General features: G+C 64.4%; 14 protein-coding genes and 1 tRNA gene. 8 read left to right on the top strand and 7 right to left on the bottom strand.

Going from position 1 to position 15,758, the window contains the following annotated elements; translation table 11 throughout:
* The first annotated feature begins 55 nt into the window (after window positions 1-55).
* Together V6R86_RS11715 and V6R86_RS11710 are read left to right on the top strand one after the other, a co-directional pair.
* The gene (locus tag V6R86_RS11715) at window positions 56-514 is read left to right on the top strand and encodes an EF-hand domain-containing protein (protein ID WP_338504730.1); all 459 of its coding nucleotides are present in this window, start codon (window positions 56-58) and stop codon (window positions 512-514) included.
* A gap of 96 nt (window positions 515-610) precedes the next feature.
* Entirely contained in the window at window positions 611-1,027 is a 417-nt protein-coding gene (locus V6R86_RS11710; RefSeq protein WP_338504729.1) for a BLUF domain-containing protein, read from the top strand.
* Here the strand turns inward: V6R86_RS11710 and trmFO are convergent.
* Genes trmFO through V6R86_RS11695 form a run of 3 tightly spaced genes read right to left on the bottom strand, consistent with a single transcriptional unit; the run spans window position 1,024 to window position 4,989 of the window.
* Window positions 1,024-2,370: a methylenetetrahydrofolate--tRNA-(uracil(54)-C(5))-methyltransferase (FADH(2)-oxidizing) TrmFO gene (gene trmFO, locus V6R86_RS11705; protein WP_338504727.1), complete on the bottom strand. Its 1,347-nt coding sequence runs from the start codon at window positions 2,368-2,370 to the stop codon at window positions 1,024-1,026. The genes V6R86_RS11710 and trmFO overlap by 4 nt on opposite strands.
* Window positions 2,371-2,405: 35 nt before the next feature.
* The gene (locus V6R86_RS11700; RefSeq protein ID WP_338504725.1) at window positions 2,406-3,692 is read right to left on the bottom strand and encodes a sugar transferase; all 1,287 of its coding nucleotides are present in this window, start codon (window positions 3,690-3,692) and stop codon (window positions 2,406-2,408) included.
* 25 nt (window positions 3,693-3,717) lie between these two features.
* A complete protein-coding gene (locus V6R86_RS11695; RefSeq protein WP_338504723.1) occupies window positions 3,718-4,989 on the bottom strand; it encodes a nucleotide sugar dehydrogenase in 1,272 nt (423 codons plus the stop codon).
* 190 nt (window positions 4,990-5,179) lie between these two features.
* Between V6R86_RS11695 and V6R86_RS11690 the strand changes: the two genes are divergently transcribed.
* Entirely contained in the window at window positions 5,180-5,572 is a 393-nt protein-coding gene (locus V6R86_RS11690) for a hypothetical protein (RefSeq protein WP_338504721.1), read from the top strand.
* A 61-nt stretch (window positions 5,573-5,633) separates the two neighbouring features.
* Here the strand turns inward: V6R86_RS11690 and V6R86_RS11685 are convergent, their stop codons facing one another.
* The 4 genes from V6R86_RS11685 to V6R86_RS11670 all read right to left on the bottom strand — a co-directional run bounded on the left by V6R86_RS11685 (window position 5,634) and on the right by V6R86_RS11670 (window position 10,724).
* Window positions 5,634-7,082, bottom strand: coding sequence for an AMP nucleosidase (locus V6R86_RS11685; RefSeq protein ID WP_338504720.1), 1,449 nt, complete (start codon window positions 7,080-7,082; stop codon window positions 5,634-5,636).
* 35 nt (window positions 7,083-7,117) lie between these two features.
* Window positions 7,118-7,191 (bottom strand) — tRNA-Gly (locus V6R86_RS11680).
* A gap of 101 nt (window positions 7,192-7,292) precedes the next feature.
* Window positions 7,293-9,866, bottom strand: a complete 2,574-nt coding sequence (locus tag V6R86_RS11675; protein ID WP_338504718.1) for a TonB-dependent receptor — start codon at window positions 9,864-9,866, stop codon at window positions 7,293-7,295.
* 201 nt (window positions 9,867-10,067) lie between these two features.
* Window positions 10,068-10,724 (bottom strand): queuosine precursor transporter, encoded by a 657-nt coding sequence (locus V6R86_RS11670; protein WP_338504716.1) that lies wholly within the window; start codon window positions 10,722-10,724, stop codon window positions 10,068-10,070.
* 109 nt (window positions 10,725-10,833) lie between these two features.
* Between V6R86_RS11670 and V6R86_RS11665 the strand changes: the two genes are divergently transcribed.
* The 5 genes from V6R86_RS11665 (at window position 10,834) to V6R86_RS11645 (ending at window position 15,526) form a co-directional block, all read left to right on the top strand.
* Window positions 10,834-11,598 (top strand): SDR family oxidoreductase, encoded by a 765-nt coding sequence (locus tag V6R86_RS11665; protein ID WP_338504715.1) that lies wholly within the window; start codon window positions 10,834-10,836, stop codon window positions 11,596-11,598.
* A gap of 62 nt (window positions 11,599-11,660) precedes the next feature.
* Window positions 11,661-12,653 (top strand): adenosine kinase, encoded by a 993-nt coding sequence (locus V6R86_RS11660; RefSeq protein WP_338504713.1) that lies wholly within the window; start codon window positions 11,661-11,663, stop codon window positions 12,651-12,653.
* On the top strand, window positions 12,650-13,225 hold the full coding sequence (locus V6R86_RS11655) for a TIGR00730 family Rossman fold protein (protein WP_338504712.1): 576 nt from the start codon (window positions 12,650-12,652) through the stop codon (window positions 13,223-13,225). Before V6R86_RS11660 ends, V6R86_RS11655 begins: the two co-directional genes overlap by 4 nt.
* Before the next feature lie 27 nt (window positions 13,226-13,252).
* The gene (locus V6R86_RS11650; protein ID WP_338504710.1) at window positions 13,253-14,539 is read left to right on the top strand and encodes a NupC/NupG family nucleoside CNT transporter; all 1,287 of its coding nucleotides are present in this window, start codon (window positions 13,253-13,255) and stop codon (window positions 14,537-14,539) included.
* 42 nt (window positions 14,540-14,581) lie between these two features.
* A complete protein-coding gene (locus V6R86_RS11645; protein ID WP_338504708.1) occupies window positions 14,582-15,526 on the top strand; it encodes an isopenicillin N synthase family dioxygenase in 945 nt (314 codons plus the stop codon).
* Window positions 15,527-15,758: the final 232 nt, after the last annotated feature.

The following is a 15,758-nucleotide window of genomic DNA, read 5'->3' as shown; positions in this document are numbered from 1 at the left end:
CGAAATAAACGGAGACAAAGAGCCTGCCGGATCGCTGATTGCCAGGAGGTCGTTCATGACCCGCCTCGTCGCCGGCGCCATTGCTGCCCTGTTACTCTCCTCGGGCGCTTTTTTCATGTATTCCAGCAAATCCGCCGATGCCGCCGCCGCAGCGCCGGCCGCGCCTCCGGTGGCGCCCGCCGCGCCGCTGATCGCCGCCGCCACTCCGACCTTTGACGCCGTGCGCGCGCCGCCGCTCGCCAGCCCGAAGAGCCGCGAAGAAAAGAGGTTCGCGCGGGCGGACAAGGACGATGACGGGCGGATCACCTCGGCCGAATTGTTCGAGCCTCGGCGCAAGGCCTTCGCCAAACTCGACCGGGACGGCAATGGAACGCTGAGCTTCGACGAATGGGCGGTGAAAACGGTGACCAAATTTGCCTCCGCCGACCGCGACCGTTCGGGCTGGCTGACCGCAGCCGAATTCGCAACGACCGCGCCCAAGGCGCCTAAGCGCAAAAGCGTCTGCAGCTGCTGATCTATCTCGTAAAGCGTCTGAAAAGCGGCGTTATTTGGAAATTCAGAACCGCCGCCATACATAGCCTTCGGATCCTCCCGATCCGTAAGGAATTCGATGCAGCTCAAGAGCGTAACCTATACCAGTCTCGCAGCGCTGGACCTCGACGAAGAGCAGTTGCGGGAAATCCATGGCGCTGCGCGCGATCTCAATGGGATCGACGGGATCAGTGGTTTGCTGGTGTTCAACGGTACGCACTTCCTGCAGTGGATCGAGGGTCCGCCGGAGTCGGTCGATGAACTTATCGAACGGCTTCGCCGCGATCCGCGTCATAGCGGTTTCGAGATCCGCGACGAGCGTATGCTCGAGCGGCGGATGTTCGGCGATTGGACGATGAAGCTGGTGCGGGTGCGGTCCAACTTTCATCTCGCGCAGGACGACGTTGCGTTGCAACTTCCCGAGGAATTCCCTGATCACCTGCGCGCGCGGGTGATGGGCATGGTCGAGCGGATCAGCGAAGACGTCGAGCTTTAAGCGCTGACCGGCTCGGGCGCGGCTGGCTTCTCGGCCTTCTCGCCGAGCCATTCCGAAAAAGCGGCGCGGGCGCGATCGGTATAGGCTTTCTTGCGGTCGGCCTTGCGGAAGCGCTCGGGCAGCGGCGGCATCAGTCCGAAATTGACGTTCATCGGCTGAAACGTCGCGGCGTTGGCGTCGCCGGTGATGTGGCCGAGCAAAGCGCCGAGCGCGGTGGTGTTGGGCGGAGGCGCAAGTGTCTCACCCTTCGCCTCGGCCACGGCAAAGCGCGCGGCGATCAGGCCGATGGCGGCGCTTTCGACATAGCCTTCGCAGCCCGTGATCTGCCCGGCGAAGCGGATGTTCGGGCGGCTCTTTAACCGTAGCTGGCGATCCAGCAGGTCCGGCGAGCGAATGAAGCTGTTGCGGTGAATGCCGCCGAGCCGGGCGAATTCAGCATTTTCGAGCCCCGGGATGGTGCGGAAGATGTCGACCTGCGCGCCGTGGCGAAGCTTGGTCTGGAAGCCGACGATGTTCCACAAGGTGCCGCTGGCATTGTCCTGGCGGAGCTGGACGCAGGCATAGGGCCAGCGACCGGTCTTGGGATCGTCGAGGCCCACGCCCTTCAGCGGCCCGAACCGCAGCGTTTCGGGACCACGCTCGGCCATCACTTCGATCGGCATGCAGCCTTCGAAATAGGGCGTGTCCTTTTCCCACTCCTTGAATTCGGTCTTTTCGCCCGCGTTCAGGGCTTCGACGAAGGTCTGATACTGTTCCTTCGTCAGCGGGCAATTGATGTAATCGTCGCCCCCCTTGTTCCAGCGCGCGGCCTTCCAGGCGACCGACATGTCGATGCTGTCGCCGTGGACGATGGGGGCGATGGCGTCGAAGAAGGCGAGCGCATCCTTGCCGGTTTCGGCAGCGATGGCTTCGGCGAGCTTCGATCCCGTAAGTGGGCCGGTGGCGATGATGCAGGGGTGATCGGGGAGCGCATCGATCCGTTCGCGGACGATGGTGATGTTGGGGTGCGCTTCGAGCGCCGCCGTCACCTGTGCCGCAAAGCCTTCGCGATCAACGGCAAGGGCGGAGCCGGCCGGAACCTTGGTCGCGTCGGCGCAGCGCATGACGAGGCTGCCCATCCGCCGCATTTCCTGGTGCAGCAGGCCGACCGCATTGTTTTCCGGGTCGTCCGAGCGGAAGCTGTTGGAGCAGACCATTTCGGCCAACCGGTCGCTTTCATGCGCTGGGGTCATGTCTCCGCCGCCACGCATTTCGCTGAGGCGAACCGGAAGCCCGGCCTCAGCCAGCTGCCACGCCGCTTCCGATCCGGCGAGACCGCCGCCGATGATATGAATGTCCTGCATAAGGCGCCTTTAGCGCCGAATGCCGCTCATGCGAACTAGCGGGCGCCGAACCCGGTCAGCATCGTTTTCAGGGTCTTGAAGATGATCAGCACATCGAGAAACGGCGAGAAGTATTTGATGTAATAGAAATCGTACTGAAGCTTGCGGTGGATGTCGTTGACCTCTGCGACGTGGCCCTGGTTGGTCTGAGCCCAGCCCGTAATGCCGGGCTTCACCACGTGACGGTAGCGATAGAAGGGGATTTCACCGACATACCAGTGGCTCAGCACCTCGGCTTCCGGGCGGGGGCCGATCCAGCTCATTTCGGCGCGCAGGATGTTGAAGACCTGCGGCAGCTCGTCGATGCGGCTTTTGCGCAGAAACGCGCCGACGCGGGTGATGCGGGGATCGAGATCGCCGGTCATCGCCGCCTTTCGCAGGTCGTGACCGGCACGCGGTTTTTCCGCTCGCATTGTGCGAAATTTGACCACTCGAAATGGTGTGCCGCGGTGCCCGATGCGGCGCTGGCGGAAGAAGACCGGGCCGCCGTCGTCGAGCAGAATGGCGAGCGCGGCGACGGCCATGACCGGAAGCAGCAGCGGCAGGGCGACAACCACGGCGAGAAAGTCGATCACGGTCTTTAGATGGAAATAACCGCGGGCCGGGACCAGCGATCCGAAGCTGTTCTCGGACAGATGATCGATCTCAACCCGGCCAGTGAGGGATTCGGCGAGCGGCTTGACCTGGTAGACGATGAGCCCGGCAAGCGCGGCATCGGCCAAAAAGGCTTCCCATTTCGGGGACAGGTCGGCCGAGAAGTCCGCCACGATGGCATCGCAGCGCGAGGCGAGGTCGAGACGCGGCTCCTCGAGCTTGATCCAGCTGATGCCGTTGAGATCGACAAGCTGCGACCAGGCGCCGAGCGGGACGACCCCGATCTGCAGGAAGGTCCGCCGCTGCACCGCGAAATAGATGAGGTAGAACCAGGCGACGTGAAGCAGGAAGCCGGCGATGAACGCTACGCGGTCGTAGGGTAGGCGGGTGAAGAAGAAAAAAGCCAGCACCGCGGCGTGGGCGGCGGCGCAGGTCGGGAGGATGACAAGGCTCGACCGGATGCCGGGGTAGGGTTCGACGCTGAGCCGCAGCCAGAGGGCGAGGCACACCGCGAACAGATTGGCCCAGAACGCGTTGAAGCTTGAAACGAACAAGGATTCCGGAACGAAGATCAACCGGTAGGCAAGCGGCAGCACGGCGGCGAGCAGCATCGCGCCAAGCAATTGTACCCGCCTCCGGCCGAGCCATGTGTCGCGCCGGACGTGGGAGACGGGAGTCAAAGCCAGCATGGACCTATGTCTTTGCGAACAGGACCTAAAGGGTCCAGGCGGACGCTATCGACCCTTGCGTCCACTTCCACAAGCGCTTGAGGTCGGCGACCTGGCCGCCGTCATTGAGCAAGGACTCGACGCGGCCTTCGTCCCACTCCTTGTATGCCGCGTGGGCAACGGCGCCGAGCACGAGGTCGACCTTCTCGGACAGCGCCGCGGGATCGACCAACTCCAGCCCATATTCGTGGCGCGCTTCGGCGGGGTCGGCAAGCGGATCGGCGACCATTACCTCGTGGCCAAGCCAGCGCAGCCGCTCGACGACGTCGATCACCCGGCTGTTGCGCAGGTCGGGCACGTTCTCCTTGAAGGTGAGGCCGAGCACCAGCACGCGCCCCGCACGATTACCCAGCCGTTCGTGAAGGCGGTCGGCGACCCAGGCGCCCATCCCGTCGTTGATCTCGCGCCCGGCGAGGATCACGCGCGGTTCGTGGCCGAGTTCACGGGCGCGGTGGGCGAGATAATAGGGATCGACCCCGATGCAGTGGCCGCCGACGAGTCCGGGCTCGAACGGCAGGAAGTTCCACTTGGTGCGGGCCGCTTCCAGCACGTCCCAGGTGCTGAGGCCGAGCTTCGCGAAAATCTGCGTAATCTCGTTGATAAAAGCGATGTTGATGTCACGCTGGGCATTCTCGATCACCTTGGCGGCCTCCGCTGCCTTGATCGACGCCGCGCGGAAGATCTGCCCGCCGTTCATCGTGCCATAGAGGTCGGACAGCAGCGCGGTCGTCTCCGCATCCTCGCCCGCGACGACTTTGACGATGCGGTCCACCGTATGTTCGCGGTCGCCGGGATTGATCCGTTCCGGACTATAGCCGAGGCGGAAATCGGTTCCGCGCTTGAGGCCGGACACGCGCTCGAGTTCCGGGCCGCAAATGTCTTCGGTGACCCCCGGATAGACCGTGCTTTCATAGACGATAACGGCGGGACGCCCATGATCGAGCATGCCGGCAACGCTCCGGGTCGCGGACAGGAGCGGGGCGAGGTCGGGTTGGTTCGAACCATCGACCGGGGTCGGCACAGTGACGATGTAGACATCCGCGCCGCGAGTCTCTGCCGCGTCGGCGGTCAGTGCGAGCGAGGTGGCAGCGAGGCGATCGGGCTCGATCTCATGCGTCCGGTCCTCGTGCCGCCCAAGTTCCTCAATCCGGCTGAAATCGATGTCGAAGCCGGTCACGCGCATGTGATCGGCGAGGGCAACCGCCAGCGGCAGGCCGACATAGCCAAGACCCACCACCACTACATGCCGATCCTTCACTCACCGTCCCTCGCGCCATCCAATCCGCGACGTCATAGGGGGCGCAAGCGATGCCGCAAACGCTCAAGTCCGCTGACGACTTATAAAAAAGCCTTGCAACTTCGGTCCGTAATGGAGAGTTTGTTCGCAGGTATTCGTCTCCCGACCGGAGGGCGGGTCCAACGTCTTTCAACAGGTGGGGATTGCCGCCATGACCAAGTTGTCCATTCTAGCCGGTATCGCCGGTGCGACACTGTTCGCCAGCGGAGCCGCCGCCCAATATGTTCCGGGCTCGGAAATCGTCGGTCAGACCGTGCAGGTCGAAACCAACGGTGTCGTCAACAACGTGACCTTCGAGCCGGGCGGCACCGCCCGTATCGCGACCCCGAGCGGCAATATCGTTCCGGCCAGCTGGACCGCCAGTGCCGGGCAGCTCTGCGTGGCCACCGGTGCTGCGCGCGAGTGCTTTCCGTACAACCAGCCGTTCCAGGCTGGCCAGACGGTGACCGCGACCTCGAGCTGCGGCGCGACCAGCCGGTGGCTCGCCAACGCGACCAATCAGCCGGCCGCCCCGCAACAGCAGCAAGCCGGCGAGCGCGGCTAAGCCGCACGCCCGATCAAAAAAAAGGGGGTCCGGCAGCGATGCCGGGCCCTTTTTTTGTCGATCAGCGGAAGGGCGGCTCGTCGAAGCTGCGAAGCTTGCGGCTGTGAAGGGCGTCGCCTTCCTCGCGCAGCAGGTTCAAAGTCTCGATCCCGATCCGCAGGTGCTGGCTGATTGCCCGCTCGTAAAAGGCGTTGGCCTGACCCGGCAGCTTCAATTCGCCGTGAAGCGGCTTGTCGGACACGCAAAGCAGCGTGCCGTAAGGTACCCGGAAACGATAGCCTTGCGCGGCGACCGTCGCGCTTTCCATGTCGATCGCGACCGCGCGGCTTTGATTGAAGCGCAGCGCGCTGGCGGTGTAGCGAAGCTCCCAGTTGCGGTCGTCGGTGGTGACCACCGTACCCGTGCGCAGCCGTTTCTTGAGGCTGTCTTCATCCTCGCCGGTGACCTTGGCCGCCGCATCGAACAGGGCGGTCTGGACCTCGGCGATGGGCGGGACCGGGATTTCGACCGGCAGGATGCCGTCCAGCACATGATCGTCGCGCAGATAGGCGTGCGCCAGGACATAGTCGCCGATCGTCTGGCTCGGCCGCAAGCCGCCGCAGTGGCCGATCATCAGCCACACCTCGGGCCGGAGAACGGCGATGTGATCGCAGATCGTCTTGGCGTTTGACGGACCGACGCCGATGTTGACGAGGGTGATGCCATCGTCGCCATTCGGGCCGACGAGGTGATACGCCGGCATCTGAAAGCGCCGCCAGGAACCGCTCGCGATTTCTGCCTCAGCATTGTCCAGCATGTCGCGGTCGTAGCGGCCGCCGGGCACGCTCAACGCCTGATACTGGCTTCCTTCTTCGCGCAGCGCGTCGGCGGCGAAGCGCACGAATTCATCCACATAGCGGACGTAGTTGGTGAACAGGATGAAGCGTTGGAAATGCTCAGTCGGAGTGCCCGTGTAGTGACGCAGGCGCGCAAGGCTGAAGTCGGTGCGCGGGCCGTCGAACAGCGCCAGCGGCCGCGCCGAATGACGGCTCATGTCCCAGTCGCCGTCGGCGATTTCGTCGCCGATGTGGACGAGCTCGGTGGTCGGGAACCAGCGTGCGAGCTCGGCCGACTGGATGCCGCCGAGCTTCAGGTCATCGGCGGGGTCGAGGACGTAGGGGTAGGGTATTTCGCTGGCCGAGCGGCCGACGCTGATCTTTACCTCATAGTCGGCGACCAGATGCTCCAGTTGCGTGCGGAGGTAATCGCGGAACAGCTGCGGCCGCGCGATGCTGGCGGTATAGATGCCCGGCTGGTTCAAACGCGCAAAGGCACGCGCCGGAAGCGGGGCGGGGCCGTCCGGATCATAGTCGATCCGCAATTCGGGATAAGCAAAGCACCCGTCGGCCCGCGCCTGCGCGCCGGGCTTGGTCCCGTCTTCGACATAGTCGGTAAGCGCGCGGCGAAGGTTCTGGACGGAGCGGTCGAAAATGGTTTCGAGCTCGTCGAGGATCGTCTCGATGTCTTGCATGATGCCGTGTAGCGCATTGGCGGCGCGGGGCAAGGTGGAGCGGGTAGCGGGAATCGAACCCGCGCGTTCAGCTTGGGAAGCTGACAGGCTACCATTACATCATACCCGCTCGAAGGGCATGTGCGGGCAGTTGCCACAGCTTGGGCTCCAAGAAAAGAGGCGCCGCGGTTTCCCGCGACGCCTCATGATCTTTTGCAAAAGTCGGGCGACTTAGAAGTCGAGACCGATCGTCGCCTGGAAGGTGCGCGGGGCACCGACCGAGAAGCGCGGACCGCCGGCAAGGTTGTTGGTCGTGTTGATGTTGCCGAAGTAATAACGGTCGAACAGGTTGATCACGCTGGCGCGCAGATAAAGGCCCGGGCGGACCATATCCAGCTTCGCGAGCACGTCGCCGTCGACCAGGAAGTAGTCGTCGGTGCGACCGTTGGTGGCGATCGGCAGATTGCCGACCGTCGGAAGCGCGCCGACGCGACCATTGTCGTCGGTCGAGTAACGCTTGCCGGTCCACTTGCCCTGCGCGCTGAACGACAGGAAGCTGATGTCCTGCTGGACACGACCGCCGAAGCTCCAGCGCGGGGTTTCGACGAACTCCGCGCCGGCGGTCAGGACCACCGCGCAGGTGGTGCCAACCGTGGTGCCGGCGATGCAGCCCGAACCACCAGCCGCGCCGAGGACATTGTCCTTGATCTTCGAATTGATGTGCGAGCCGTAGACGTACAGCGTGGTGCCACGCGCAACGCGGTAGCTGAGCTGGCCGTCCAGACCGTAGGCCCGGGCGTCGCCGACGTTGCGGTCAAGCGTCGCACCAAAGGTCTGGCTGTTGGGATCGAGATCCTGCGCCGTGACGATGCGGTTCTTGTAATCGACGTAGTAAGACGCAAGCTGCGCCTGCAGCGGACCCGAGCGGTAGCGATAGCCGAACTCGTAGCTGTTGGTCGTCTCCGGCTTCACGTCGATGCCGACCGAGCGATACAGGTTGTCGGTCGACGGCGACGAGAAGTTCTTGCCGTAGCTGACGTAGAGCTGGTGACCACCGGCGAAGTCGTACGACAGGCCACCCGACGGAAGCAGCGGGCTGTACTTCACCGTGCGCGAGAAGGGCGCATAGATGGCGTTGGCCGGGATCGGGGAGGTCGGGCTGCGCGGGGTGTTGGGATCGATGATCACCAAGCCCGCCGGCACCGCCTCGGTGGTGCAGCGAGGATTGCCGGTCGACACCTGGGTGAAGCAATACTGGTTAAGTTCGCGGCGGAACCACGGCGCACGCAGACCGACGGTGGCGGTCAGGCGATTGTCGAGGAAGCGACCGAAATATTCGAAGCTGAGCTGCTGCAGCTGGGCGATCGACTTGCGGTCGCGGTTCTGAAGCGTGTTGTTGTCCGCAGTGTAGATGCGGGCGGTGGTATCATACTTCCCGCCGAACACGTCGAGGGTGTCGCCATTCAATGCCACCTTGCCGAATTCGCCGGTCTGCCGATGGCGGCCACGATCAAAGGTGTAAGCGACACGAACGCGCTGGCTGTCGGTCACTTCGTACACCAGCGACGAGAGCAGCGTGTAGCGGTTGGTGCGGGTGTTGCTCGGCTGATAAACGCGAACGGTGTCGCGCACGTCGCCGTCGCCGTTCAGATCGACACCGGGGTTCGCAGTCGGATTGCGGCCACGCAGGCGGCTGTCATTCTCCTGAAGCGTGGTGGTGCCGCCGCCGTTCGCGATGACGTGCTGGTAGCCGGGGTCGGCAGTGAAGATCAGGCCCGGCGCAATCGTGTAGCGGAACTGGCCGCGGAAGTTCCCAGTGTCCGACGGATTGATGCGCAGGTTGAAATAGTTGGTGCAGGTCGACGGCGCGAGACCGGCGACGGTCGGATCAAAGACCGTGGTCGCGTTGCTGACCGGGGTGGCCGACGACGAATTGTCATTGTCGATGAAGCCCGCCGTCGGCGTATCGCGCGAGCACTGCGCGATGTTATCGAAATAGCGATTGTTGAGGTAATCGCTGACCAGACCGTTGTTGTAGCTGTTGTTGCGGTTGGTGTTGTAGTGCCACGCAAGGCTAGCGAAGTCGCCATTGGTGCCGAGCGGCTGATAGATGCGGGCGTTGGCCTGCTGCTTCTCGAGATCGCCGGGGCCCCTGAACTTGTCATACTTCTGGGTCGATCCGGCGATGAACGCGCGGGTGCCCGAGCTGGTCAGTTCGCCGGTTTCGAGCATGCCGAAAAAGCGGGTGTAGTCGAAGCTGCCGATCGCCGCCTTGGCGAGACCGCCGAGTTCCTTTCCGGGCACGCGGGTGCGGTAGCTGACGACGCCGCCGGCAGCCGACGGGGTCGGCGAGTCGACGTCGGTGGTGCCGAGGTTCACCGACACCTGGTCGATGATTTCCTGGTCCATCTGCTGGTTCGAGAAGATGGCATAGTTGCCGGTGTCGTTCAGCGGCAGGCCGTCGAACAGCAGGGCGACGCGATTGCCCGGGAAGCCGCGGATACGCAGGTTGCCGCCCGACGAACCGTAGGGATCGCTGTTGGTGAAGTTGACGCCCGGGATGAGGTTGATCGACTGCAGAATCGACTGACCTTCGGACTGGCGGACCAGCACTTCGTTGGTGAGAACCGAGCGGGTCTTGGGAACGTCGGGAACCACCACGCCGCCAACGCCGCGGGTGCGAGTGCCGGTCACGATCACCGCCTCGGCGGTGTTTTCGGTGGCATCAGTACCGGTCGACTGGGCGAAGGCAGCAGTCGGCAGGAATGCGGCCGCTGTCGAGCAGAGCAGAAGGAGCTTCTTCACGTGGGGTTCCCCGAAGTAATGGTGTGAAAGACTGACGCGTGTTCGTGCAGTTCACCGGGGCGGCTAGAGCCGGATTAAGACAAAAAGGTGACAGCCCATGGGCTGCCACCAACTGCCTGTAATGGTGTTGTTGCGATGCAACATCCGACCCGTCGCCACCCCGCGACTCGGGCGAGGCAAGAGCAGGTTAAGCGCTTTTTTTCAAGCCGCGGGGCGGTCCGTCGAGCGTCCGAGCTTCACGAACATCAGGATGAGTGGCGGAACGAACACAATCGACAGCACGACCTTGGACAGCATCTGCCCGGCGAGCAGCGCGCCGATCGGGAACACGCCGTAGAAAGCAACGGTGATGAAGATCAGCGTGTCGACGATCTGGCTCAGCGCCGAGGCGACGGCCGAACGGAAGAACAACAAGCGCGAGCCTTCGCGGCCTTTTAGCGCCGAGAAGATGGTGACGTTCAACACCTGGCTGGTGCCGTAGGCGACGAGGCCGGCGAGCCAGATCCTGAGGTTCGAGCCCATGATCGTCTCGAACGAAGCGAGCCGTTCGGCTTCCATCTTGTCCGACGCGGGGAGCGCCAGCACCAGAACCGTCAGCGCGGCCGACATAAGCAAGGGGACGAAGCCCCACACGACCAGCTTGTTGGCGATCGCGCGGCCGTGAACCTCGGCCACTGCGCTCGAGGTCACGACCAGCAGCAGGAAGGCGAAGATGCCCGCTTCCACCGCCAGCGGCCCGAGTGCCACCTGCTTGTTGCCGAGCACGCCGGCGATGCAGACCATGCCGCCGTAGAAGATGCCAAACGCAAACAGCGAGGGCGAGATGAGGCGGCTGGACGGCGCGGTGTCTTTATTCATGGGGCGGGAGGGGTAGCGGTTCGGACGGGAAGTGCAACTGGTGGCCTTGCGGGAGGGCAGGGGGAGGGCCACTTGCGCGCTTTCACGCAGAGCCCAAGGACGCATAGCCATGAAGACCAGCGGCAACACCATTCTTCTGACCGGCGGCGGTTCGGGCATCGGGCGGGCGCTGGCGCAGCGCTGGCATGATGCCGGCAACAAGGTCGTTGTCGCAGGCCGGCGTACGGACACGTTGCAGGCGACGGCGGACGGGCGTGAGGGCATTGCGGTCGAGCAGCTCGACGTCGACGACGTGAATGGCCTCAGAAACAATGTCGCGGGGATTCTCGAGCGGCATCCCGAGATCAACGTGCTGGTCAACAATGCGGGGATCATGCGGTTCGAAAAGCTCGACGGCGCTCGCGATCTTGCCGACGCGGAATCGACCATCGCGACGAATCTGCTCGGGCCGATCCGGCTGATCGATGCGCTGATCGACCATCTGCTTGGCCGGCAGGACGCGGCTATCGTCAACGTGACCTCGGGTCTTGCGTTTGTCCCGCTGGTGACGACGCCGACCTACAGCGCGACCAAGGCCGGCATGCACAGCTATACGGTGGCGCTGCGCGAAGCGCTGCGCGGGCGGGTCGAAGTGATCGAGTTGGCGCCGCCCGGCGTGCAGACCGATCTGACCCCTGGCCAGTCGACTCGGCCAGGCTATCAGCCGCTTGACGACTTCGCGGACGAGGTGATGACGCTGTTCGCGACAGCCCCGACGCCCGAGGAAATCTTGGTCAAGAATGTGCAGGGCTTCCGCCATGCCGAGCGCGACGGGAAGATCGCCGAACTGGTCACCATGCTGGCCGAGCGGTCGCGGGCGAACGGCGCAGAGTGACGGCGCACGCGGCGGGCGGCGAGGTTGACCCCGCCCGCGCGGGTCCTTAACCGCCCGCCCTCGTGACTTCCCCGCCCCACGCCACCGACATCCTCGCCATGGGCGACGCGCTGGTCGACGTCATCGCGACCTGCGACGACGACTTCCTGACCCGCTTCGACTTGCCCAAGGGCGCGATGCAATTGCTCGATCCGGCCGAGGCGCTGGTGCTGTACGACGCGATGGGCAGCGCGCGCGAGACGAGCGGCGGGTCGGCCGCGAACAGCATGGCGGGTGCGGCGGCGTGCGGCGCCAGCGTAGCCTTCGTCGGGCAGGTCGCGAAGGACCAGCTCGGCACGATTTTCACCCACGACATGCGCGCACTGGGCGTGCGGTTCGAGACACCGCCACTCGAGGACGGGCCACCGACCGGGCGCTGCCTGATCCTCGTCACGCCCGACGGCGAGCGGACCATGAACACCTCGCCCGGCGCGGCGCATTGTCTGGCCGCGGGGGCCGTCGACGAGGAAGCGATCCGCGCTGCCTCGATCCTGTATCTCGAAGGCTATCTGTTCGGGCCGGAGCTCTGCCGCCAGGCGATGTTCCGCGCGATCGACATCGCCCACGCCGCCGAGCGGACGGTGGCGTTCACCCTGTCGGAAAGCGTTTGTCTGCCGGGCCGCAAGGAGCCGCTCCAGAAGTTGATCGCGGCGGGCGGTATCGACCTCATTTTCGCCAACGAAAGCGAAGCGCTGCAACTGGCCGGCGCGCCCAACCTCGACAGCGCGATCGAGCGCCTGTCCTCGCAGGTGAAGACCTTGGTATTCACGCGCGGGCCGGCCGGCGCGGTCGCTTACGAAGGGGGCGTCCTGACCGAAGTTCCCGCGATCTCCGTTCCCCAGGTAGTCGACACCACCGGGGCGGGCGACCTGTTCGCCGCCGGTTTCCTCGCCGCGCGGTGCAAGGGGCATCCGATCGATCGCCAGCTGATGACTGGCGGCATCGCGGCGGCCGAAGTTATCTCCCACTTTGGCGCGCGCCCGGTCGCCGACCTTGCTGAACTGGTAAAGCTATGAGCATTCGCCGCATCGCCGTTTATTGCGGCTCCGCGCCAGGCAACGATCCGGTGTTCGCCGAGGCCGCTGTGGCGCTGGTCCGCGAAATGGCGGCGCGCAAGATCGACCTCGTTTATGGCGGCGGGCGGCTCGGCCTGATGGGCTTAATCGCCGACACCATGCTCGAAGCCGGCGGCGAGGTGCATGGCGTGATCCCCGCCGCGTTGGTCGATAAGGAAGTCGCGCATCTCGGGCTGACCGAATTGCATCAGGTCGCGGGCATGCACGAGCGCAAGGCCAAGATGACCGAGCTGTGCGACGCGTTCGTCTGCCTGCCGGGCGGCATCGGCACGCTGGATGAATTGTTCGAAGCTTGGACATGGAATGCGCTTGGCTATCACGCCAAGCCGTTCTGCCTGCTCAATGTTCAGGGTTTCTGGACCGGCCTCGGCGACTTCATGGATCATGTCTCGGCCTCAGGCTTCCTCAGCGAAGGCCGCCGCCGACAGTTGCTGATGGCCGACAGCCCGGCGCAAGCCATCGACAGGCTGGACGAAGCCGCTGCAAACGCTACGCAAGGCATGGTCTGGTAATTCGCCGGGGGGCGGGAAAGCATCACGATGAATCAGTTTTTCGGCCTGCTCGGCATCGCCGCCATTCTTCTGTTCGCTTTCCTGCTGTCGAGCGACAAGCACGCGATCCGGCCTCGCGTGGTGATCGCCTCCTTCGCGCTTCAAGCTTTGATTGCCTATCTGGTGCTCAATAACAGCGTCGGCCGGGCGGTGATCCAGGGCATGGCGACCGGCGTCTCCAACCTGCTCGGCTATGCGGGCGAGGGGACCGCGTTCCTGTTCGGGCCGAAGGACAATAATCCGGCGCTGTACAACACCTTCGCGCTGGGCGCGTTGCCGGTGATCATCTTCTTCGCCGCGCTGGTATCGATCCTGTATTACCTTGGCATCATGCAGCGCGTGGTGCGGTGGGTCGGCGGGGCGATCGGCTGGGCGACGGGCATTGGTCGGGTCGAGGCGCTGGGCTCGGCCGCAAACATCTTCGTCGGTCAGTCGGAAAGCCCGCTGGTGGTGCGCCCGTATCTCGCCGCCTTGCCGCCGGCCAAGCTGTTCACGCTGATGGTGGTCGGCATGGCGGGTGTCGCCGGAACCATCCTTGCGGCTTACGCCAGCCTGCTGGGCGACCGCTATCTGCCGTTCCTCCTTGCCGCCGCCTTCATGAGCGCGCCGGGCGGGATCCTGATGGCGAAGCTCTTGATGCCCGACCCGGTCGAGCCGGTTGCCTCGCCGACGAGCGGCGAAGCGCTGGCCGAAGCCGGACCGCCGGCCGAAACGGTGCAGATCGCCGAAACCTTTGAAGAGGGCGAAAAGCCCGCCAACATCATCATGGCCGCCGCGCAGGGCGCGCAGACCGGGGTCAAGCTGGCGGTCGCGGTCGGCGCGATGGTGCTGGCCTTCGTGGCGCTGGTCGCGCTGGCCAACGGCATCCTCGGCGGGATCGGCGGCTGGTTCGGGCTCGAAGGCCTGAGCTTCCAGCGGCTGGTCGGCTATCTCTTCCAGCCGATTATGTATCTGATCGGCGTGCCGTGGAACGAGGCGGGGATCGCGGGCGGGCTGTTCGGGACCAAGATTGTGCTGAACGAGTTCGTCGCTTTCATCGACCTCGGCAACGCGCAGGGCGCCGCCGCGGGGCTTAGCGATCGTAGCCGCGCCATTGTGACATTTGCGCTGTGCGGATTCGCCAATTTCTCGTCCATCGCGATCCAGATGGCGGTGACCGGCGGCCTCGCGCCTAATCAGCGGCCGGTGATCGCGCGGCTTGGCCTGAAGGCTTTGCTCGCCGGCAGCCTTGCCAATCTGATGAGCGCGGCGCTGGCCGGGATCATGCTGCCGTAGACATCTTGGCGGCTCAATCACTTCGGCGTAAGGGCGCGGGTTATGAGCATCGATACGATCGACAATATCGCTTCCGTTTCCCTCAAGGAAGCCGAGGCCGACCGCGACTCCTTTGCCCAGCAGCTGGGCAAGAGCTTCGAGGAATATGGCTTTGCCGTGCTGGCCGACCACGGCATTCCTGACGAGCTGATCGGGCGGGCCGAGGAGAAGGCGAAGGAGTTCTTCGCACTGCCCGAAGAGACCAAGCGCAAATATGCGCTGGGGAGCGGCGGAGCCCGGGGCTACACGCCGTTCGGGATCGAAACCGCCAAGGGTGCCAAGGCCCACGACCTCAAGGAATTCTGGCACGTCGGCCGCGAACTGTCGGAAGGGCACAGCTTCCGCGAGGTGATGGCCGACAACGTCTGGCCGTCCGAAGTGCCGGGATTCAAGGAGACGTTCCTCGAGCTCTACGACACTTTCGACCGGACCGGCGTGACGGTCCTGAAGGCGATCGCGCGCTATCTCGGGATCGACGAGGATTATTTCACCGACACCGTGCGCGACGGCAATTCGGTGCTGCGCCTGCTTCATTATCCGCCGCAGCAGGAAGCGACCGGCGAGCATATTCGCGCCGGGGCGCATGAGGACATCAACACCATCACCCTGCTGCTGGGCGCCGAGGAAGCGGGGCTGGAGCTCAAGACCCGCGACGGGCGGTGGATTCCCGTGTCACCCAAGCCGGGTGAGCTGGTCATCAACATCGGCGACATGCTGCAGCGGCTGACCAACGGGAAGCTTCGCTCGACCCCGCACCGGGTGGTCAATCCGGCCCCGGACCGCGCCAGCAACGCGCGTTATTCGATGCCCTTCTTCCTCCACTTCCGGCCCGACTTCACCATCGAGGCGCTGCCCGGCACCGTCGCCGAAGGTGAGGAGCCGAAGTGGCCGCCGATCAGCAGCCATGATTATCTCATGGAGCGGCTGCGCGAGATCAAGCTCGCCTGATTTCTTGCCGATTGGGTTCGCGCTGTGCTTCCGAAGACACGGCGCGAACCTGAACAAGGTCACAAAGGTCACCGGTGGCGGGGGTATTTCGCGCGGGTGGTGAGACCTTTGCGAAACATCGACTCGAGGCTGACAAAGAACGTAACGGCGAACCGCTGCGGTACGTAGATCAGGTGAAATCCTACTTTGCAACATGATGCTAGAGTACGGGTGATCGGCCTGCTTGCGCAGT

Source organism: Sphingomonas kaistensis, assembly GCF_036884275.1.
GTDB classification, from domain to species: Bacteria; Pseudomonadota; Alphaproteobacteria; order Sphingomonadales; family Sphingomonadaceae; genus Sphingomicrobium; species Sphingomicrobium kaistense_A.
Note: the sequence above shows the minus strand (reverse complement) of the source record. Positions and strands in the feature narration are given on the sequence as shown.

Excerpts from the sequence above, each read along its gene's own strand:
- V6R86_RS11715 (WP_338504730.1), top strand. The coding sequence starts at position 56 with ATGACCCGCCTCGTCGCCGGCGCCATTGCTGCCCTGTTACTCTCCTCG.
- V6R86_RS11710 (WP_338504729.1), top strand. The coding sequence starts at position 611 with ATGCAGCTCAAGAGCGTAACCTATACCAGTCTCGCAGCGCTGGACCTC.
- trmFO (WP_338504727.1), bottom strand. The coding sequence starts at position 2,370 with ATGCAGGACATTCATATCATCGGCGGCGGTCTCGCCGGATCGGAAGCG.
- V6R86_RS11700 (WP_338504725.1), bottom strand. The coding sequence starts at position 3,692 with ATGCTGGCTTTGACTCCCGTCTCCCACGTCCGGCGCGACACATGGCTC.
- V6R86_RS11690 (WP_338504721.1), top strand. The coding sequence starts at position 5,180 with ATGACCAAGTTGTCCATTCTAGCCGGTATCGCCGGTGCGACACTGTTC.
- V6R86_RS11685 (WP_338504720.1), bottom strand. The coding sequence starts at position 7,082 with ATGCAAGACATCGAGACGATCCTCGACGAGCTCGAAACCATTTTCGAC.
- V6R86_RS11670 (WP_338504716.1), bottom strand. The coding sequence starts at position 10,724 with ATGAATAAAGACACCGCGCCGTCCAGCCGCCTCATCTCGCCCTCGCTG.
- V6R86_RS11665 (WP_338504715.1), top strand. The coding sequence starts at position 10,834 with ATGAAGACCAGCGGCAACACCATTCTTCTGACCGGCGGCGGTTCGGGC.
- V6R86_RS11655 (WP_338504712.1), top strand. The coding sequence starts at position 12,650 with ATGAGCATTCGCCGCATCGCCGTTTATTGCGGCTCCGCGCCAGGCAAC.
- V6R86_RS11650 (WP_338504710.1), top strand. The coding sequence starts at position 13,253 with ATGAATCAGTTTTTCGGCCTGCTCGGCATCGCCGCCATTCTTCTGTTC.
- V6R86_RS11645 (WP_338504708.1), top strand. The coding sequence starts at position 14,582 with ATGAGCATCGATACGATCGACAATATCGCTTCCGTTTCCCTCAAGGAA.